This is a genomic window from Kribbella voronezhensis, from assembly GCF_004365175.1.
Taxonomy (GTDB): Bacteria; Actinomycetota; Actinomycetes; order Propionibacteriales; family Kribbellaceae; genus Kribbella; species Kribbella voronezhensis.
In genome coordinates this window covers 4,898,729-4,917,017 of the sequence record NZ_SOCE01000001.1, presented here as the reverse complement: position 1 = coordinate 4,917,017, position 18,289 = coordinate 4,898,729, and the positions used below count along the sequence as shown (strand labels likewise).

Genomic DNA, 18,289 nt, shown 5'->3' with positions numbered 1-18,289 from the left:
CCTGCCCTAACGAGGTGTTAAGGCAGGCCGGCGGTGTCGTCGGTCAGTCGGCGACGGCTACTGACAGGCGCTCTTCGGACTCGACCGGCTCCAGGTGCTCGATCGCTTCCAGTGCGGGGTTGCGGCGCAGTACTGCCAGCAGAGCGAGCACGATCACGCCGAGCCCGGCTGCGATGGGCGGTAGCAGCTGTACGCCGACCAGCTTGATCACCAGGCCGCCGACCACGGCCGAGAGTCCGGCGCCCAGGTAGATCGCCGACGCGTTCATCGCCAGCAGCAGTCCACCGCCGGAGCCCAGCTCCAGCAGGAGGTTCTGGATCGGCGGGTTGAACGCCCACGTGAAGAGACTCCACACGAACAAGGCAATCCCCGCACCGACCACCGTGGTCGCGGTCAGCGTCAGTGTCGCGATCACCACGGTGAATCCGGTCAGCACCACGCCCAGTGTCCGAAGACTGCCGAAGCGGTCCGTTGCCCGGCCACCGATCAGGTTGCCGACCACAGCACCGAGCCCGTAGACCAGCAGCAGCACGCCGACAATGCCGCCCTTCAGGTGAGCAGTCTTGGCCAGCAGCGGCACGACGTAGATGTAAACGCTCATTGTTGCGAGGACCGAAAGCACCGTTATCGCCAGCACGATCTGCACGCGCCTGTCGGTCACTCCCGCGAACCGTTCACGCAAGCTGATGGCAGGTGGCGCCTGGACTTTGGGAAGCGCGGTCTGGACGGCCAGCGCGATCAGGACGGCCACTGCCGCGATCAGCCCGAACACCCCGCGGTAGCCGAGACTTCCACCGAGCAGACTGCCCGCCGGTACTCCCAGCACGAGCGCGAAGGTGAGCCCACCGAAGACCACAGCAACCGCGCGGCCCCGCTCCTCCGGCGGCAGGAAGCCGGTGGCGAACAACGTGGCAGCCGGCGTGTAGGCAGCAGCACCGAACGCGGCCACGACCCGGCCCAGGATCAGCACCGAGTAGTCCGTGGCCAGCGCGGCTATCAGGTTGCCCAGCGCAGCAGTGAGGAGTGCGGCGAGCAGCAGCGTGCGGCGCTCCCAGCGGCCCGTCAACGTGGACAACAGCGGCGCGCCGACGGCGTACGAGAGAGCGAAAGCCGTCGCGAGCTGGCCGGCGGCGGTGAGTGAGACGTGCAGCTCGGAGCTGACGGCGGGGAGCACGCCGGACACGACGTACGCGCTGGTGCCGACGGCGAAGGCACCGGCGGCCAGCAGGTAGATGCGTGCGGACATCAGGGACCTTCCGACGGAAATGGTTAGTTCGACGTTGATCGTACTACGATCTTCGTCGAACTTCGATAGTGGTCGTACTATGGATGCCATGAGCACCTCGAAAGCCCTGCCGCAGCCCGATCGCGAAGAGATTCGCATCGAGGACGTGCTGCAGGCCCTGGGCGAGCCGGTCCGGCTGCAGATCGTGCGGCTCCTCGCCGACCTGCCGGACGGCATCGCGTGCGGCGAGATCGACCTCCAGGTGACGCCGTCGACCCGGGCTCACCACCTGCGGATCCTGCGCGAGGCCGGCGTCATCAGCACCCACACCGAGGGCACCCGGCGAATCAGCAGCCTGCGCCGCGAAGACCTCGACTGCCTGTACCCCGGCCTGCTCCCCGGCGTCCTGGCCGCTCCTCGCTGAGCCGCCCGTCCCGGCCCATATCTCGGCCGGTGTTCGGCAACCGCAAGCCGATGGTGCCCAGATCGAGCGGCGGGCGTGTGGGCGGACTGGCAGACTGTGGCGGTGGTGGCCTTGCGCGAACGGTGGAACGAGCTGATCCCTGGCTCGACCGCGTTGGCCGACGACCTGGTCGCGCGCTATCTCGGCCGGAACCGGCGCGCGTACCGCGACCAGTACCTCGAAACCGTGCTGACCGGGCTCGATTCGCTGATCCAGCTGAGCACCGACCCGACCTCGGTCCGGCTCGCCGCCTGGTTCCACCGGGCCGTGCACGAACCGGGCGGTGCCCCGGCGGAGGACGCGGAGGCGTCGGCGCGCCTGGCCGAGCAGACCCTGCCGGCGTACGGCGTGGACCCGATCCGCATCGCCGAGGTCGCCCGGCTGATCCGGCTGACCGGCTCGCTGTCCACACCGCCGACGGACTCCTACGCTCCGCCTCGCCGCGACGCGAACGGTGACGTCCTGCTGGACGCCGTCAACGCGGCACTCGCCACTGCACCCAGCCGCTACGCCGCGCACGCGTCCGAAGTACGCCGCGACGCCGGCGACCGGGCAACCGCCACCGAACGCCGGTACGACGAGGTCCGCGAAATCCTGGACGGTCATCTGTACCGGACTCAGTTGGCGCGGCAGCGAATGGGCGCTGCGGCTCGCGCCAACCTGGAAGCAGAGCTCGCCGGGCTCGACAGTGAACTCCCTGCTCCTTGGCGCGGTTGGCAGCAAGCGGCTCTGGCGGCACTGGCTACCTTCGGCGCTATCGCCGCCGCAGTAGTCGCCATCGCCGCGGCCGGCGCGCCATGGCAAGTTCCGGCTCTCGAATCCGAAGCCGGCTGGCCGCCGGTTGTCCTTGCTGTGGTTGCCTTCTTCAGCGCACCTGTGTTGTTCCGCTGCGCGCGTAGCAGCAGTCAGCGAGCTCGGCTCATCTCGGGCGCCCTAGTGGCGGTTGCAGTGACAGGGCTGCTGGTGGCGTGGGCGCAGGTTCCGGTGACGAACCCTGCGCTTGGTGTCGGGTTGCGGGTGCCGCTGCTCATCTCTGCATTGCTGCTGCTCCTAGTGGCCGCTGGTGCTGCGCTGGTGGGCTCACTGCTTCGCACGAGGACCGCACGGTTCTTGCCCTCGCGAAACCTCGGGCAGCAGTTGGCCTGGCTCGCGGTACCGGGTGTCATCGCTCTGGCGCTGCTGTTGATCGTGCAGCCACTGGCACGCAACTACGTGCTGGATTCGAACGAGCGAGTGGAGGGCGGCCGTCGCCCGGCCGGCGAGTTCCCACGGTCCACGCTGGACGGGACGGTCGCTTGGGTGAGCAGGGCCCTGTCGGGCGCGGGCGCGGAGGAGGCCGTCGGTACGAAGTACGGGATTGCCGTCCCGCGGCAGACCGGTGTGGTCGAGATGCTCGATGCGGCGACTGGTGAACTGCGCTGGCGCTACTCCCGCTCCGACTCGGACGAGAAGCCGGACATCTACGCCACGGGGAACGGTGAGTTGCTGGTCGCGGAGTTCTCCGACATCGGCTACCTGCTGCTCGATGCGAACACCGGCAAGCGCAAGGCGGCCTGGCCAGGTCACACCAGGGACCACTCGATCCAGCAGGCCGATCCGCTGCTGACCGGCGAGGAAGTCAGCAAGGGCTCGGACAAGCTGCGCGGCACCGATCCGGATGGGCACGAGCGCTGGACGTTCGAGCCCGGCCGGTGCACGGACATCGGCGCGGTCGCGACTGCGGACACCGTCGTCGCCTTCCTCGGGCACAGTTGCGGCGACCGGCCGGACGAGATGAGCGGGCTGGATCTCGAGACCGGCAAGAAGCTGTGGACCAAGTCGCCCGCGGACATGTACCGCCGGCCGATCGTGGTGGGCGGCCTGGTCGTCGTCGCCGAGCCCGGCGGCGACTCCGACGTACCGGCAGCGCTCGTCGGCATCGAGCCGCGCACCGGCGACACCAAGTGGCGCTGGCTGGTCCCCCGCAACTGGGCCTGCCGCACGCTGCTGAACGCGGCCGGCAACCTGCTGGTCGTGGTCGACTGCCCAGGGCCGGCCACGCAGGTCAACACCAAGACGATCATCACCGCGATCGACACCACCACCGGGCGAACCGCCTGGCAGAGCACGGCTCCAGTCAACCCCCGCACCCGAGTAGCCGTCACCGCCGACGCCCGCGTCATCTCCCTGGCCCAGGCGCGCACGGGTTGCGTGGCCAACATCATCACCCGCAACGGCTACCGCCAGTCCCGCCTCCCCGAAGGCATCACCTGCACCCGCGCTCCCCGAGCCCTGGGCAACCTCCTCCTCACCTCCGGCGACGGCACAGTCATCGCCCTCCACTGACACCCCACGCACCGAAGTTCGTGAGCAGATGTTGGGCTAGTGGAGTTGGGCTTCGGCGGAGGCCAGGAGTTCGACGATGTGGGTGCCGAAGACGACGTCCACCGGGTGCGAGTCGCCGGACTCGGCGGCGGCTACCAGTTCCTCGGCCGCACGACTCAGGGAGTTGGTAGCCGGCGTCGTGGCGCGCGGGAGGAGCGTGGTGCCGGATTCTCCCCAGAGGCCGGTTTCGAAGCTTGTACCGTTCGGCGGGGCGCTGAGGGAAAGACTGGCGGTGCTGGTGGCGCCGGATTCATGGGTGACGACGAGGTGGACCAGGTCGCCTGCGCCGCCCACGGCCTGCAGCGAGGCGATGGGGCCGAGCATCGCGGTCAGGTTGGACAGCGCGTGCGGGCCGACGTCCCAGAGGGCGCCTCGCTTCTCGCGGCGCCACGCGGATTCGGCGTACGGGTTGCCGGGGGCGTCCAAGGAGGCGAGCATCCGGCACCAGCCGCCGCGCCAGCCGCCGGTCTCCTCGACCTCGGCGAAGAAGGACCGCAGTTCCGGCGCGAAGCGGCCGGTGAAGAACACCACCGACGCGATTCCTTCCGCGGTCGCCTCGCCGGCCAGCGCCCGGGCGTCGTCGAGGGAGTCCGCGACCGGCTTGTCCAGCAGCAGATGCTTGCCTACGGCAGCGGCTTCGAGCGCCATCGTCGCCTGGATCTTCGGCGGTACGGCGAACGCGACGGCATCCACGACCTCCAGTAACTCGGCGTAGTCGTCGTATCCGGTCGCTCCCAGCTCGGTCGCTAAGCGTGACGCCTTGTCGGCGCTTCGGCCCCACACTCCGACCAGCTCGACGCCCTCGGCCGCGCGGAGCCCCGGCCCGTGCGTCACCCGCGCCCAGTGACCGGTACCGACCAGACCGAATCGCATCGCGCGCTCCTCTTCCACCCGGCAGAAACCTGCGGATCCGACGCTCCCGCACCGGTCTGGTGACGAGGCGATATCGCTTTGGCCACGACCCTAACCCCGAGCCCCGGATCGGTCGGTACAGGCCTGTTCCGGGTGCGAGACTCCCAGCCATGGACCTGCGCGACCAGTGGAATCGCCTGCTGCCGCACGCGCAGCCGCTGGGCGATGATCTGCTGGCTCGTTACGCAGAGCAACATCGGCACTACCACGACCAGCGGCACCTGACCGAGATGCTCGAAACCGTCGACGAGCTCGCCGACCTGGCCGAGGACCCGGAGACCGTGCGGCTCGCGGCCTGGTTCCACGACGCCATCTACGATCCGACGGCCGAACCGGGTGAGAACGAAGAGCTCTCCGCGCAACTGGCCGAGCTCGAGCTGTCGGCGTACGGCGTACCGGCCGAGCAGGTCGACGAGATCGGCCGGCTGATCCGGCTCACCGCCAAGCACGACTGCGACCCCGACGACGCGAACGGCGCGGTCCTGTGCGACGCGGACCTGCGCATCCTCAGCCTGCCCGCCGACCGGTACGACGAGTACGCGACCGGGATCCGCGAGGAGTACGGGCACATCGGCGACCGGGACTTCGCCCGCGGCCGGATGACGTTCCTGCAGGGCCTGGCCGGTACTGCGCTGTACGCGACCAGCCGGGGCCACGAGAGGTGGGAAGCCGCCGCCAGGGCGAACCTGAGCCGGGAGCTGTCCACCTGGGCGCCCAAGGCGGCCCGTCCGATCTCCGGGCTGATCCCGATGATCTACCTGGGTGCCGCCCTCGGGGTGATCGTCGCAGCCTCTGTCCTGCTCGGCCGCGGCCTCGGCGCTGCCGCACACTGGCCCGCCGCTGCGGACGAGTCCACCGGCTTCCCGGTCTGGGCACCGATCGCCGGTACTGCGGTAGCTGCCGCCCTCACCTGCGCGTGGTACCGACGAGTTCAACCGCGGCTGGTCACCATTCCTGCTCTCGCGTTGATCGGCCTGGGTGTGATCGCGATCGGCGTGTGCTGGTGGCGCTGGCCCGCCGCACAGCCGGGCGCTGCCATGAGCGAGCGCTGGCCGTACCTGATGCTCGCCTCCGTCGCCCTGGTACTCGCCGGAGCACTCCTCGCACTGGCCCGCCGCCTCCGCCTCGCACCGCCGTACGCTCTGGCGCCACCGCGTGCGCTAGGCCTTGGAGTGACCCTCGTCTGCGCTTCCCTGCTGGCCTGGATCGTCGTGTCGGCCGGCGAACCGTTCGTTCAGGCCCGGCTCGAGACAGCGAACACCGTGAGTACCACCACGACCGTGCCGCCCGGCGTACTGCCGGTCCAGCTCGATGGTGAACTCGCCTGGAGTCGTGAGGTCCCAGCGACCGGTGCGATCGCGGGCACGGCCGGCGGTGTCGCCGAGCTCCGCTCCGACGGCGTGGTGATGTCCGACGCGACCACCGGGCAGATCAGGTGGCGCTACGCGCGCGCCGACGTCGACGGTGCCGCCTCCAGCGGGTCCCGTGGCCTCCTGGTCTCCGGCGACGGCCGGACGCTGGCGGCACACCTCCCGTACGCCGGTAACCGTGCACCGAGCGGCATCGACCTGCCCACGTACGCCGTACTGGATGCAGGCACCGGTAAGCCGCTCACCGAGGTACACACCGACGGCACGGCACTGGCCGTTGACGCGAACCAACTACTCGTTGCAGAGGGCAAGTACGTCGTCGCGCACGGCGTCAGCAACCCGACTCACTGGCGGACCCGGTTGCAGTGCACTGTGACGCAAGGCGTGCTGCTGGCCGACCAGGCCGTCGTGGTCGACGCCTGCGATGACAACCACGCCGTGGTTCGCGGGCTCGACCTGACCGACGGCAAGCAGCGCTGGGAGGTCGATCTGGGCATCCGGTTCGAGCTGAGCGCCGAACTCGACCCGACGACCTGGGTCGGGGACATGGTCGCCGTGCCGGACAGCCGCGAGGTCACGGGGCTGGTGTGGACGGGCGCGGCCGGCGGAACGCTCTACCAGTGGGCAGTGGACGTCGGCGAAGGCCGCGTGCTGTGGACCTCACCCGTCCCCGGTACGCCGAGGCCGCGGCTCGGCGCGTCGTCCTGCGACGCGCAGTTGACGGCGACCCACGCGTCCCTCGTCCTGGTCACCTGCCGCACCAACAACGAGGCGGGCCAGGTACAGAACTACGACGTGTCGGCATCGAGCCCAGCAGACGGTACGACGCAGTGGCACCACCTCCTGCCGGTGCCACCGAAGCTGCAGCGGCCCCAGTACCCGCGGGACGGCTTCGGGATGCTGCCAGACGGCCGCGTGGTCACGCTGATGCCGCAACCCGACGGCACCTGCTCTCCCGTCCTGGTCGGCACCACCGGCATCCTGCCCCGCCCGATCGTCGCCGGCCCGACCGCGGCCTCGGTCGCGGACACCAAGAAGGTCACCTGCGACAAGCCGGCCGTCACGGTCGCCGACGGCCGCCCGATCTTCTCCGACAACACGCGCCTCTTCGCCTTGAACTAGACCACTACCCTCTGACCACATGCGTCGAGCCGTAGCGATCTCCATGCTGTTTCTCCTGGCCACCAGCTGTGCCGAGCCCGCTGCCACAGCCGTCTCTCCGCCCAGCGCGCCACCGGCGACCTCGACCCCAGCGGTGGCTCCCTTCAGCGCCTTGGAGAAGCAGTACGACGCCCGGCTGGGCGTGTACGCGCTGGACACCGGCACCGGTCGCACAGTCACCTACCGAGCCGACGAGCGGTTCGCCTACGCGTCGACCTCCAAAGCCCTGTCCGTCGGAGCCCTGCTCAGCGACGGCCGGAACCTGGACAAGCTGATCCGCTACACCGAGGCGGACCTGGTCACCTACTCCCCCATTACGGAGAAGCACGTCGCGACCGGTATGACTCTGCGCCAAATCTGCGACGCCGCCCTCCGCTACAGCGACAACACCGCCGCCAACCTGCTCTTCCGCGAGCTGGGCGGACCGGCCGGCCTCCAGGCCCGTCTGCACCGCCTGGGAGACCGTACGACGCACGTCGACCGCACCGAACCCACCCTGAACGAAGCCACACCCGGCGACATCCGTGACACCACCACGCCGCGCGCCATCGCGACCAGTCTGCGCGCCTACACCCTCGGCCAGGCACTGCCCATCGCCAGGCGTGCCTTGCTGATCGACTGGATGCGTCGCAACACCACCGGCGACACCCTGATCCGGGCCGGCGTCCCCAAGAACTGGAAGGTCGGCGACAAGACCGGCAGCGGCGGCTACGGCACCCGCAACGACATCGCCGTCGTCTGGCCCCCCGGCCGGTCCCCGATCGTCCTGGCGATCATGTCCAGCCGCGCGACAGCCGACGCGAAGTACGACGACGCCCTCCTCGCTGCGGCCACCGAACTGGTCGTCCCGCGCCTCGGTTAGGGTCCGGGAATTCCGTTGCCCGAGGCAGCGTTGAGCTCTACCGTGATCGACATGTTCCGCGTGGATTCTGTTGCGTACCTGTCAGGCGTCTGCCTGACGGGCGCTGCTGCGTGGACGTCAGAGGATCTGTTCACCGGCGCGCGAAGCCGACCCTCCTCCTGCTGAAGCAGGACCCGCGGAGGAGGGTGGCACGGCAAACCGGCCCCCTTCACCGCAGTACCGACTGCTGTGTCGAAGGTGTGTGGCCGGGGGTCCTGGCTCAGTCGAATCCTCTGACCAGCAAGGGAAAACACACATCATGGCCAAGAGCCAGTTCGTGCGGACCAAGCCGCACCTCAACATCGGCACCATGGGGCACGTCGACCATGGCAAGACCACGCTGACCGCCGCGATCACCAAGGTGCTCGCCGAGCGCTACCCGAACCTCAACTCGTTCGTCGCGTTCGACGGGATCGACCGGGCGCCCGAGGAGGTCCAGCGCGGGATCACGATCAACATCTCGCACGTGGAGTACGAGACCGCCAACCGGCACTACGCGCACGTCGACATGCCCGGGCACGCCGACTACGTGAAGAACATGATCACCGGCGCCGCCCAGGTGGACGCCGCGATCCTGGTCGTGTCGGCGCAGGACGGCGCCATGCCGCAAACGCGAGAGCACGTGCTGCTCGCACAACGCGTCGGTGTGCCGTACCTGGTGGTCGCGCTGAACAAGGCGGACGCCGTCGACGACCCCGAACTGCTCGACCTGGTCGAGCTGGAGGTCCGGGAGTTGCTGTCGGAGTACGGCTTCCCGGGCGACGAAGTACCCGTCGTACGGGTGTCCGGCCTGCGTGCGCTCGAGGGCGACCCCGAGTGGATGAAGGCGGTCGGCGACCTGCTCGACGCCGTCGACGACTACGTGCCGGTCCCGGACCGTGAGCTGGGCGAGCCGTTCCTGATGCCGATCGAGAACGTGCTCACCATCAGCGGCCGCGGCACGGTCGTCACCGGTGCGGTCGAGCGCGGGTCGCTGCGGGTCGGCGACGCCATCGAGGTGGTGGGTCTCGGCCCGACCGTCGCGAGCGTGGCGATCGGGATGGAGACGTTCGGCAAGTCGCTGGAGTCCGCGGAGGCGGGCGACAACGCCGCCGTACTGCTGCGTGGCGTCAAGCGCGACGAGGTCCGTCGTGGCCAGGTGGTGGCACTGCCGGGCAGCGTGCGGCCGCACCGCAAGTTCCGGGCGCAACTGCATGCGCTGTCCACCGCCGAGGGTGGCCGGCACACGCCGTTCGCCGCGGACTACCGGCCGCAGTTCTACTTCCGTACCACGGACGTGTCCGGCGGCATCGACCTCGGTGAGATCACCCTGGTGATGCCCGGCGACACGATCGAGCTCGGCGTGGAGCTGGAGAAGCCGGTGGCGATGGACGTCGGCCTCGGCTTCGCGGTCCGCGAAGGCGGCCACACGGTCGCCGCCGGCACCGTGACCGAACTGCTCGACTGAACGAAGGCCCCCACAGACTTTGTTGTGGGGGCCTTCTGGTCATACGGTCCAGGGACGCAGCTTCTCCGGGTTCCGGATGATCCACAGGTGCTTGATCCGGTCGTCGACGACGTCGAAGGCGAAGACGGAGACGGTGACACCGTTCTGCTGGGCGACGAGGCCCGGCTGACCGTTGACCGTGCGTTCGACCAGTCCAAGCACAGGCACCCTTCTGGCGACCTCCAGCATCAGACGCGCGACCTCCTCGCCACCCCGGATCGGCTCCAGGAACGCCGGGACCAGACCGCCGCCGTCGGCGATCGACGTCGCGTCGGGGTCGAGGAGCCCGATCAGGGCGTTGATGTCCTTGGCCTCCCAGGCCAGCTTGAAGTCCCGGACGACCTCGGCCTTCTGGGCCGGCGTGGTCACCGGCGCCTCGGCGTCGCGAACCCGGCGACGGGCCGAGGTGGCCAGCTGGCGGCAGGCCGCCGGCGTCCGGCCGACGATCTCGGCGACCTCCTTGAACGGGTAGCGGAAGACGTCGTGCAGGACGAAGGTGACCCGCTCCGCCGGCGTCATCGATTCGAGCACTACGAGGAACGCCATGTTGATCGACTCGTCGAGCGTGATCCGGTCGGCCGGGTCGGTCGTCGCACCACCGGTTCGTCCGCTCACCCATTCCGTCCGCCCGGGCAGCGGCTCGGGAATCCATTCCCCCACGTAGTTCTCGCGCCGGGCCCGGGCCGACCCGAGCAGGTCGAGACAGATGCGGCTGGCAACAGTCGTCAGCCAGGCACCCGGCGACTGGATCGCCTCCTGCTCCTCCGGCGACATCGCGTACCACCGCGCATACGTCTCCTGTACCACGTCCTCCGCGTCCACCAACGAGCCGAGCAGCCGGTAGGCGACGTTGATCAACTGCCGCCGCTCACTCATGATCGCGCCCAGACTCTGGTCGCCTCCGGTTTCGGTGCTCACCTGTCCACTCCCAACGTCCGCGAATGCCCTCTCATCCTCTCCGACGAAACCCGGACCCCAAATGTGAGGCTCACATTCCCGGCCGCCGTCTCGTCGAGCAGATGACCCGATGAGAGGACGACCCATGACCGACTTGCAGAGCATCGTCGACCGGTTCGAGATCGGCACCCTGCCGGCCGAATTCACCGATGCCGGGATGATGCACGACTACGACCGTTTCGCCGAGCTGTTCACCGAGGACGGCATCTTCCGGATCCCCGGCGCCGTCGAGTTCACCAGCCGCGCCGAGATCCGGGCCGGCATCGTCCGGATGAAGAGCGTCTGGGAGTACTTCGTCCAGAACGTGCACCCGGGCTCGGTCGTGGTCGACGGTGACACCGCGACCGGCCGCGCCTACATCTACGAGTTCGGCCGCTTCCACGACGGCCAGTCGTACTCGAACTACGCCGTCTACCACGACCGCTACCGGCGGACGCCGGACGGCTGGAAGTTCGCCGAACGCAGCTACGAGATCAAGTACGTCGACACCTCTCCGCTGCCCGGCTCGGTGCCGGCCGAGGGCGAGACCCACGTGGACGTCGAGATCTAGTACTACGTGCCGCTTCGGCGGCGAAGGTCTGCTACTAGGTGCGCTTGCGGTGACGGAGGCCCGAGGCGATCAGGCGGCGGACCAGGTCGCGGCTGGCGACCGGAGTGGCGCCGGCCGCGATCAGTTCGTCGTACTTGTCGGAGGGGACGTCGTAGTGATCGCGATCGAAGGCGCGCGCGGGGATGCCGGCCTGCCGCGCGAACGCGTGCAACTCGTCGAACGACTCGTCGCTGACCAGGTGCGACCAGACCCGGTCCCAGCCCGGCCAGACCGGTGGGTCGATGAGGATCACGCGTGCTGCTCCTTGCTGTCCTGGGCGTCCAGCAGGTTGCGCCAGGCCCGGACGAAGCGCGAGTTCACGTAGGCCTTGGTCCACGAGCCGTCCTGGCGCACGGACGACCCGACGTGGAACCGCCGTACGCCGGCGCCGTACAGCCACGGCACGTGCTCGGGCTGGAGCGAGCCGCCCGCCATCATCACCTTCGCCACCTGCGGGTCCTCCTTGGCCAGCCCGGTGAGCTCGTCCAAACCGTGGCCGACCCCCAGCGACGAGCCGGCCGTGAGTACGCAGTCCAGGCCGGGCAGGCTGCGCAGGGCACGCCAGGCCGGCCGTTGCTCGAGCACGGCGTCGATCGCCCGGTGGAAGGTCCACGGTGTGCCGGCGAACGTGCTCGCCAGCGCCGCGACGGACTCGGTGTCCACCTGGTTGTCCGGGGTCAGGAAGCCGAACACGAACCCGTCCGCGCCGGCCGACAGATAAGACTGGGCCATCGCGGTCAGCCGGTTCAGCTCGGCCCCGTTGGTCGCGAACGAGTCGGTCAGCCGCAGCATCACCCGCAGCGGCAGGTCCGTGACCCGGCGGATCGCGCTCACCGTCGACACCGACGGGCAGAGGCCGGACGCCTCCATCGAGGCGCACAGTTCCAGCCGGTCCGCGCCACCCTCCTGAGCCGCTTCCGCATCGGCCGGATGCAGAGCGATGACCTCCAGCAACGAACCCATGCAGGACATCATCCTGCATCGCCCCGCCGGGCCCGGTCAGAAATAGGTGTTGCGCTCCGCAGAGAGCTTCTGTATCGTTTTTCTAGAACGATTTAGAAGAACGATTCAGAAGGAGGTTCGGGATGGCACCCGGAGTCACCATCAAGACCGTGGCGCAGGCCGTCGGGGTGTCGCCGTCGACCGTCTCGAACGCCTACAACAAGCCCGACCAGCTCTCCGCGACCATGCGGGAGCGGATCCTGGCCAAGGCCGCCGAGCTCGGTTACGCCGGACCCGACGCCTCCGCCCGCGCACTGCGCAGCGGCAAGGCCGGCGCGGTCGGCGTCCTGTTCACCGACAAGCTCGCCTACGCCTTCTCCGATCCGTACGCCGTGGGCTTCCTGGCCGGCCTCGCCGAGGTGGCCGAGGAGTTCGTCACCAGCCTGCTGCTGATGCCCCTCGACTCCTCGGACATCGAAGGCGGCACCGACGCGGTCCGGCAGGCCGCGATCGACGGCGCCGCGATCTTCTGCGTCGCCCCCGGCCACCCCGGCCTCGACGTACTCAGGAAGCGCCGCATCCCCACCGTCTCGACCGACCGCGGCGCCCACCCGGACACCTCGTGGGTCGCGATCGACGAGATGGAGGCCGCGGCCAAGCTCGGCCAGCACCTGGCCCGCCTCGGCCACCGCGACCTCGTAGTACTGGTCGACAACACCGAGGCTGCCGGCAGCCGGCCGGTCGAACTGAGCCTCGACCAGGTCGGGTACGCCGACTGCGAACTGCGGATCCGCGGTCTGCAGAAGGAGATGCCGGATGCCCGGATCAGGCTGGTCTCCGGCGGCCACAACGCCTTCAGTTCGGGGCTGGCCGGCGCCGAGTGGGTGCTCGACTCCCAGGACCGGCCGACCGCGATCGTCGGGCTGAGCGACGTCCAGGCGCTCGGCGCGATGGAGGCGATGAAGACCCGCGGACTGGTTCCCGGCCGGGACCTGACCGTGGTCGGCTTCGACGACATCCCCGCGGCCGAGGCGGCCGGGCTCACCACGATCCGCCAGCCGATCAAGGACCGCGGCCGGATGGTCGGCCGGGTCCTGCTCGACCCCGGCTTCACCGACCACCAAGTGATGCTGCCCACCGAGCTGATCGTCCGCTCGAGCAGCGGTCCCGCCCCGCGCAGCTGACACAACCACAGATCGTCCGACCACGGCCGTCCGGCCGCTGGTTCCGACAAGCACGCTCACCGGAAGGGAGCAGCACGACCATGACTTATTTCATCGCCGGCAACACCGCAGTGGAGAACGCGCGGGCCGTCGCCCAGTCCGCCCTACCGAACGCTCCCCAGCAGGAGTACCACGAGCCCGCCCCGCGCCGCTCGTACGCCGTCCGCGCCCGGCTCAGCGCGTTCCTCCGCACCGCAGCCGCCCACGAACTCAAACTGGCCGACCGCATCGCCCCCCAACCCCACTGCGAAGCCGCCTCCAGCTGACACCCGCACCCCGGACCAAGCACCTGGGCGAACAGCCCCGGAAGAGCAAAGCCCCCGAGACAACTCGGAGGCGATCCGGGGACGCCCCAGACGCGATCGCCGGAACACAACCCCAAGGCGATCCCGAGCGACCCGGGGACAACCCGAACACGATCGCCGCAGCACAACCCGAAGGCGATCCCGGGGACGACCCGTAGGCAAGCGCCGGAACGACCGGAAGCACAACCCGAAGGTGATCCGGAAGACCGGTCCGGTGAAGACCTCTCCCGAGGCGATGAGACCCCATGCCGACCAGGCGTGGGGTTTTGTCGGTTCCGTCTGGCACCCTGAAGGGCGATGAGTGAGCCCGGGATCCTGCTGACCGCCCGCGCGATGGTCCTTCACGACCTGGCCGCGCGGGGATTCGACGACGCCGTGATGGTGTCCCTGCTCGAGGACGTGGTGGCCGGCCGGCAGTGGTGGCTCGACCAGTGGCCCGACGGCGCCGAGCACATCGCCGGCCTGGTCGCCCAGGACGTGCAGGACCGCCTGGTCGATTCCGGCCTCCGCTGGCCACGCTGCACCGCCTGCGACGACCTCAACGACCACGAGCTCCGCATCGAGCCCGAACTCGGCCCCGACCCGCACTGGGTCTGCGAACGCGCCGGCATCAGCGTCTCCCCCCTCGGCCGCCTCACCTGACCCGGCCCCCACCACGCCCCGAGCCCTCAACCAACCGGCTCTCGCATCACCACACCCCAAGCCACCAACCGCCGGCTCTCGCATCACCACACCCCAAGCCACCAACCGCCGGCTCTTGCCTCACCACACCCCAAGCCACCAACCGCCGGCTCTTGCCTCACCACACCCCAAGCCACCAACCGCCGGCTCTTGCCTCGCCACACCCCAAGCCACCAACCGCCGGCTCTTGCCTCGCCACACCCCAAGCCACCAACCGCCGGCTCTTGCCTCGCCACACCCGGAGCCCTCAACCCGACCGGCTCTTGCTGCACCACACCCGAGCCATCAATTCCTCGGCTCTTGCTGCAGCACACCCCGAGCCACCAGCCGGGTGACTCTTGCTGCGGTACACCCCGAGCCACCAGCCGGTAGCTCTTGCCTCACCACGGTCCCGAGTCATCAACTGACCGGCTCTCGCCTCACGCGCCCCGAGCGACCAGCCGGGTGCCTCACCACACCCCCGGCAGCCGGCCGGGGGTTTCTGTCTGTCTTCTGAGGGGTGGCTCCGGGAAATACCCTGTCGCGCTACATGTAGACAGGCTACTATTATGACGGCATGAAGTCCTTGGTGGTTCTGAGGGTGGTCGCGGTGACGCATGCCATCGCGCTCTGCCTGCAACCCGTGCTCGCGGGTTCGTACCTGAACGGCGCGGGTGCCGCGATGCGGATGCACGAACCGATCGGCCTGGCCGCGGTGTTCCTCTGCCTAGGCCAGTTGCTGATAGCAACGATCTGGTGGCGGACCGGCGGTCGCGCCCTCGCCGTCGGGCTGACCGCGGCGATGCTGGCCGGCGAGGTTCTCCAGGTCACCATGGGATACACCCGCAACCTGCTCCTGCACATCCCGGTCGGCATCACCCTGGTGGGCACCGGCATCGCGGTCGCCGTCTGGACCTGCCGCCCGGCCACGCGCGTACGCCGTACGGAGAAGGCCGCCGCATGACCGACCAACTGCAAGCCCCGAGCCAACAGCCGGTACGTCGTCCGCGCGCCTCCTTGTGGGTCTTGCGGCTCGTGCTGTTACTGCACACCGGCCTGGTCGTGACCCAGCCGATCATGGCCGGCTACTACCTGTCCGGCGATGCCGACGCGATGGACGTGCACAGCCCGATCGGCTCCACCCTCTGGATGATCTCGATGGTCCAGCTCGTGCCGGCCTTGCTCTACTGGCGACCGGGTGGCGGCCGACTGTGGCCGGCGGGACTGACATTCCTGTTGTTCTTCGCCGAGTTCCTCCAGATGATCGTCGGCCACTCCCAGAACCTGGCGATCCACGTGCCGCTCGGCACCGCCATCGTCCTCACGGTGGTGGCACTGACCATCTGGTCCTTCCGGCCCGCCGCTCGCCGTGGCCGCAGAAAGGGTGCGCAATGAGCCTGTCCCGACGGACGTTCCTGACTGTTGCCGGAGGCACCGGTCTGGTCGCGGCGCTGGCCGACTGCGGCCTGGAGGCCTCGCCGGGCCAATCAGCCGAGTTGCTCCGCAGCGAAGTCCCTCTCCCGGAAGCCTTCGAGGTGCCGCTGCCGATCCCGCCGGTGAAGAAGCCGGTCCGGACCGAGGCAGGTGTCGACCACTACCGAGTGGTGCAGAAGAAGGCAAGCCTGGAGATCCTGCCGGGCCTGCGAACCGAAGTACAGGGGTACGACGGCCTGTTCCCCGGCCCGACCTTCGACGTACGCAGTGGGCGGACCACTGTGATCGAGCAGGTGAACCAACTCGACGTACCGACCGTGGTGCACCTGCACGGCGGACACACTCCGGCTGCCAGCGATGGCTGGCCGCTGGATCTTCTCCTGCCGAACGGGGGCCACCATCACGAGCACATGCAAATGTCGGGCGGGGATCAGAAGACGGGGAGCCGCACCTATACGTATCCGAACACCCAGCGCGCCGCGGCGCTCTGGTATCACGACCACCGGATGGACTACACCGCCCCTCAGGTCTATCGCGGTCTGTTCGGACTGCACCTGATCCGGGACGACGAGGAGGACGCCCTGCCGTTGCCGCGGGGTGATCGCGAGATCCCCTTGCTGATCGCGGATCGCGCCTTCGCGGCGGACGGATCGTTCCGCTATCCCGCCGCCAAGGACGGCCCGGGCGTCGAATCGGCTTATATGGAAGGCGTTGTCGGCGACGTCGTCCTGGTCAACGGCGCACCCTGGCCGATCCTCGACGTGGCGGCCGCACGCTATCGGTTCCGGATCCTGAACGCCTCCAACGCCCGCCGGTACGAGCTGGCCCTCGACCCAGGACAGCCACTGATCCAGATCGGCAGCGACGGCGGACTGCTCGGTACGCCGGTGGAGCAGGCCAGCCTGGTGATCGCACCGGCCGAGCGCTTCGACGTGATCGTGGACTTCTCGAAGTACCAGCCGGGCACCGAGGTCACCTTGCTGAACAAGCTCGGCAAGGATCGCACCGGCCAGGTGATGCGCTTCCGGGTCACCGGCAGGGCGAGCGACGACACGAGCATCCCGAGCAAGCTTTCGTCGTACGCCGAGGTGCGCGAGCCGGCCGGCGTCGTTCGCCGCAAGTGGGCCTTTCGCCGGGGCGATGCCGGTGATCACAAGGGCTGGACGATCAACGGCAAGCCGTTCGACCCGGACGTCATGCAGGCCGAGGTGAAGCTGGATCAGTACGAGATCTGGTCGTTCGTCACCGATGTCCACCACCCGGTGCACGTCCATCTCGCGCCGTTCCAGGTACTCCGCCGTGGCGGGAAGAAGCCGGGCCCGTACGACCGCGGCTGGAAGGACACCGTGGACATCCGGCCGGCCGAGGTCGTCGAAGTACTGGTCAGGTTCACCGCGCACCGTGGCAAGTACCTGATCCATTGCCACAATCTCGAACACGAGGACATGGCGATGATGGCCGCCTTCCGAACCAGCTAACGCGCCTCGTCGGCGGCGATCTGCAACGCCCGCGCTTGCAGGGCCGGCCGATCGACGCCGGCCAGGTCCAGTGCGCGGGCGACCCGGCCGAGGTTGGTGTCCAGCAGTCCGGCCAGGATGTGGGCCGCGGTGATCCGGTGCGCACCGAGCCGCCTGGCCAGATCGGCCGCCCGCTTGAGCACGAGCTTGGCCGATTCGCCGAACTTCGGCGGGCGGCCGCGATCCGGCGTCGGCGTGGGCAACTCCGCCACGGCGACGGCGATCCCGGCGACGGAAAGGCTCTGCTCCCACTCGCGGTCGAGCGCGTCGCGGATCGTCTCCCTGGTCAGTCCCGCCTCGGTCAGCAACCGAGAAACCGGTCCAGCTGATTGCCGCGTCAGTCCGAGCAGCACATGCTCGGCCTCGATCGCGGCCGACCCGTCCAGCTCGGCCTCCTCGCGAGCGTCCCGGGTCAGGACCGTCCGGACATCTTTCACATTCGTCGACATCAGCGCCTCCTCAGGGCGACACCGGCAGCGATCAGCCGCGCGGCATGTTTCTTGTGCACTGCCTGCCGGGTGACTCCCAGCACCTCGGCCACGTCGGACCAGCTCCAGCCGGCTCGCAGGGCTGCCTCCACCTGGCTGTCCTCCAGCCGGTCGGCCAGCCGGCGCAACGCCACCACGGCGGCCAGCCCCGCGGCGGGATCGGCGGGATCCATCAGCTTCTCCATATGAGCAACCTAAGTTGACAAGCTGCTTCTGTCAACCAAAGTTGCTAAAGCTCGCCATTTGACCGCGCGAGAGCCATCTGTCTATATTCAACACATCGGTTGATCAA

The 18,289-nt window shown here is 69.0% G+C and carries 19 protein-coding genes; 12 read left to right on the top strand and 7 right to left on the bottom strand.

Features of this window, described 5'->3' with window-relative positions; all coding sequences use genetic code 11:
- Positions 1–43 precede the first annotated feature (43 nt).
- On the bottom strand, positions 44–1,246 hold the full coding sequence (locus EV138_RS23015; RefSeq protein WP_133980865.1) for an MFS transporter: 1,203 nt from the start codon (positions 1,244–1,246) through the stop codon (positions 44–46).
- An 88-nt stretch (positions 1,247–1,334) separates the two neighbouring features.
- Here EV138_RS23015 and EV138_RS23010 point away from each other — a divergent pair, with 88 nt between their 5' ends.
- Entirely contained in the window at positions 1,335–1,649 is a 315-nt protein-coding gene (locus EV138_RS23010) for an ArsR/SmtB family transcription factor (protein WP_133980864.1), read from the top strand.
- 102 nt (positions 1,650–1,751) lie between these two features.
- Positions 1,752–4,013 (top strand): outer membrane protein assembly factor BamB family protein, encoded by a 2,262-nt coding sequence (locus tag EV138_RS23005; RefSeq protein ID WP_238158297.1) that lies wholly within the window; start codon positions 1,752–1,754, stop codon positions 4,011–4,013.
- A gap of 36 nt (positions 4,014–4,049) precedes the next feature.
- Here the strand turns inward: EV138_RS23005 and EV138_RS23000 are convergent, their stop codons facing one another.
- Positions 4,050–4,925 (bottom strand): Gfo/Idh/MocA family protein, encoded by an 876-nt coding sequence (locus EV138_RS23000; protein WP_133980863.1) that lies wholly within the window; start codon positions 4,923–4,925, stop codon positions 4,050–4,052.
- Positions 4,926–5,074: 149 nt separating this feature from the next.
- On the opposite strand from EV138_RS23000, the gene EV138_RS22995 reads away from it, so the two are divergent.
- From EV138_RS22995 to tuf, 3 genes are all read left to right on the top strand, one after another.
- The gene (locus tag EV138_RS22995) at positions 5,075–7,456 is read left to right on the top strand and encodes an outer membrane protein assembly factor BamB family protein (protein WP_133980862.1); all 2,382 of its coding nucleotides are present in this window, start codon (positions 5,075–5,077) and stop codon (positions 7,454–7,456) included.
- A 19-nt stretch (positions 7,457–7,475) separates the two neighbouring features.
- Complete coding sequence (bla, locus tag EV138_RS22990) at positions 7,476–8,357, top strand: class A beta-lactamase (protein WP_133980861.1); 882 nt, start codon at positions 7,476–7,478, stop codon at positions 8,355–8,357.
- Between the two features lie 298 nt (positions 8,358–8,655).
- On the top strand, positions 8,656–9,843 hold the full coding sequence (gene tuf, locus EV138_RS22985) for an elongation factor Tu (RefSeq protein ID WP_133980860.1): 1,188 nt from the start codon (positions 8,656–8,658) through the stop codon (positions 9,841–9,843).
- A 39-nt stretch (positions 9,844–9,882) separates the two neighbouring features.
- Here the strand turns inward: tuf and sigJ are convergent, their stop codons facing one another.
- The gene (gene sigJ / locus EV138_RS22980) at positions 9,883–10,800 is read right to left on the bottom strand and encodes an RNA polymerase sigma factor SigJ (RefSeq protein WP_369410812.1); all 918 of its coding nucleotides are present in this window, start codon (positions 10,798–10,800) and stop codon (positions 9,883–9,885) included.
- 124 nt (positions 10,801–10,924) lie between these two features.
- On the opposite strand from sigJ, the gene EV138_RS22975 reads away from it, so the two are divergent.
- Complete coding sequence (locus EV138_RS22975) at positions 10,925–11,389, top strand: nuclear transport factor 2 family protein (protein ID WP_133980858.1); 465 nt, start codon at positions 10,925–10,927, stop codon at positions 11,387–11,389.
- Between the two features lie 34 nt (positions 11,390–11,423).
- On the opposite strand, the gene EV138_RS22970 is transcribed toward EV138_RS22975, so the two are convergent.
- Positions 11,424–11,681: a DUF4031 domain-containing protein gene (locus EV138_RS22970; protein ID WP_133980857.1), complete on the bottom strand. Its 258-nt coding sequence runs from the start codon at positions 11,679–11,681 to the stop codon at positions 11,424–11,426.
- Entirely contained in the window at positions 11,678–12,391 is a 714-nt protein-coding gene (locus tag EV138_RS22965; RefSeq protein WP_133980856.1) for a copper homeostasis protein CutC, read from the bottom strand. The genes EV138_RS22970 and EV138_RS22965 overlap by 4 nt, the downstream gene beginning before the upstream one ends.
- A 122-nt stretch (positions 12,392–12,513) precedes the next feature.
- Here EV138_RS22965 and EV138_RS22960 point away from each other — a divergent pair, with 122 nt between their 5' ends.
- The 6 genes from EV138_RS22960 to EV138_RS22935 all read left to right on the top strand — a co-directional run bounded on the left by EV138_RS22960 (position 12,514) and on the right by EV138_RS22935 (position 17,470).
- Entirely contained in the window at positions 12,514–13,554 is a 1,041-nt protein-coding gene (locus tag EV138_RS22960) for a LacI family DNA-binding transcriptional regulator (protein ID WP_133980855.1), read from the top strand.
- Positions 13,555–13,634: 80 nt separating this feature from the next.
- Positions 13,635–13,859 carry a hypothetical protein gene (locus tag EV138_RS22955; protein ID WP_133980854.1) on the top strand — a complete coding sequence of 75 codons (225 nt, stop codon included), beginning with the start codon at positions 13,635–13,637 and terminating at the stop codon, positions 13,857–13,859.
- Positions 13,860–14,195: 336 nt separating this feature from the next.
- Positions 14,196–14,540: a DUF8819 family protein gene (locus EV138_RS22950; RefSeq protein WP_133980853.1), complete on the top strand. Its 345-nt coding sequence runs from the start codon at positions 14,196–14,198 to the stop codon at positions 14,538–14,540.
- Positions 14,541–15,135: 595 nt separating this feature from the next.
- A complete protein-coding gene (locus tag EV138_RS22945; RefSeq protein WP_133980852.1) occupies positions 15,136–15,522 on the top strand; it encodes a hypothetical protein in 387 nt (128 codons plus the stop codon).
- Positions 15,519–15,953: a hypothetical protein gene (locus tag EV138_RS22940; RefSeq protein WP_133980851.1), complete on the top strand. Its 435-nt coding sequence runs from the start codon at positions 15,519–15,521 to the stop codon at positions 15,951–15,953. The genes EV138_RS22945 and EV138_RS22940 overlap by 4 nt, the downstream gene beginning before the upstream one ends.
- A complete protein-coding gene (locus tag EV138_RS22935; RefSeq protein WP_133980850.1) occupies positions 15,950–17,470 on the top strand; it encodes a multicopper oxidase family protein in 1,521 nt (506 codons plus the stop codon). Before EV138_RS22940 ends, EV138_RS22935 begins: the two co-directional genes overlap by 4 nt.
- Here EV138_RS22935 and EV138_RS22930 read toward each other — a convergent pair.
- On the bottom strand, positions 17,467–17,958 hold the full coding sequence (locus tag EV138_RS22930; protein ID WP_133980849.1) for a Clp protease N-terminal domain-containing protein: 492 nt from the start codon (positions 17,956–17,958) through the stop codon (positions 17,467–17,469). The genes EV138_RS22935 and EV138_RS22930 overlap by 4 nt on opposite strands.
- On the bottom strand, positions 17,958–18,182 hold the full coding sequence (locus tag EV138_RS22925; protein WP_202866798.1) for a hypothetical protein: 225 nt from the start codon (positions 18,180–18,182) through the stop codon (positions 17,958–17,960). The genes EV138_RS22930 and EV138_RS22925 overlap by 1 nt, the downstream gene beginning before the upstream one ends.
- Between the last annotated feature and the right edge of the window lie 107 nt (positions 18,183–18,289).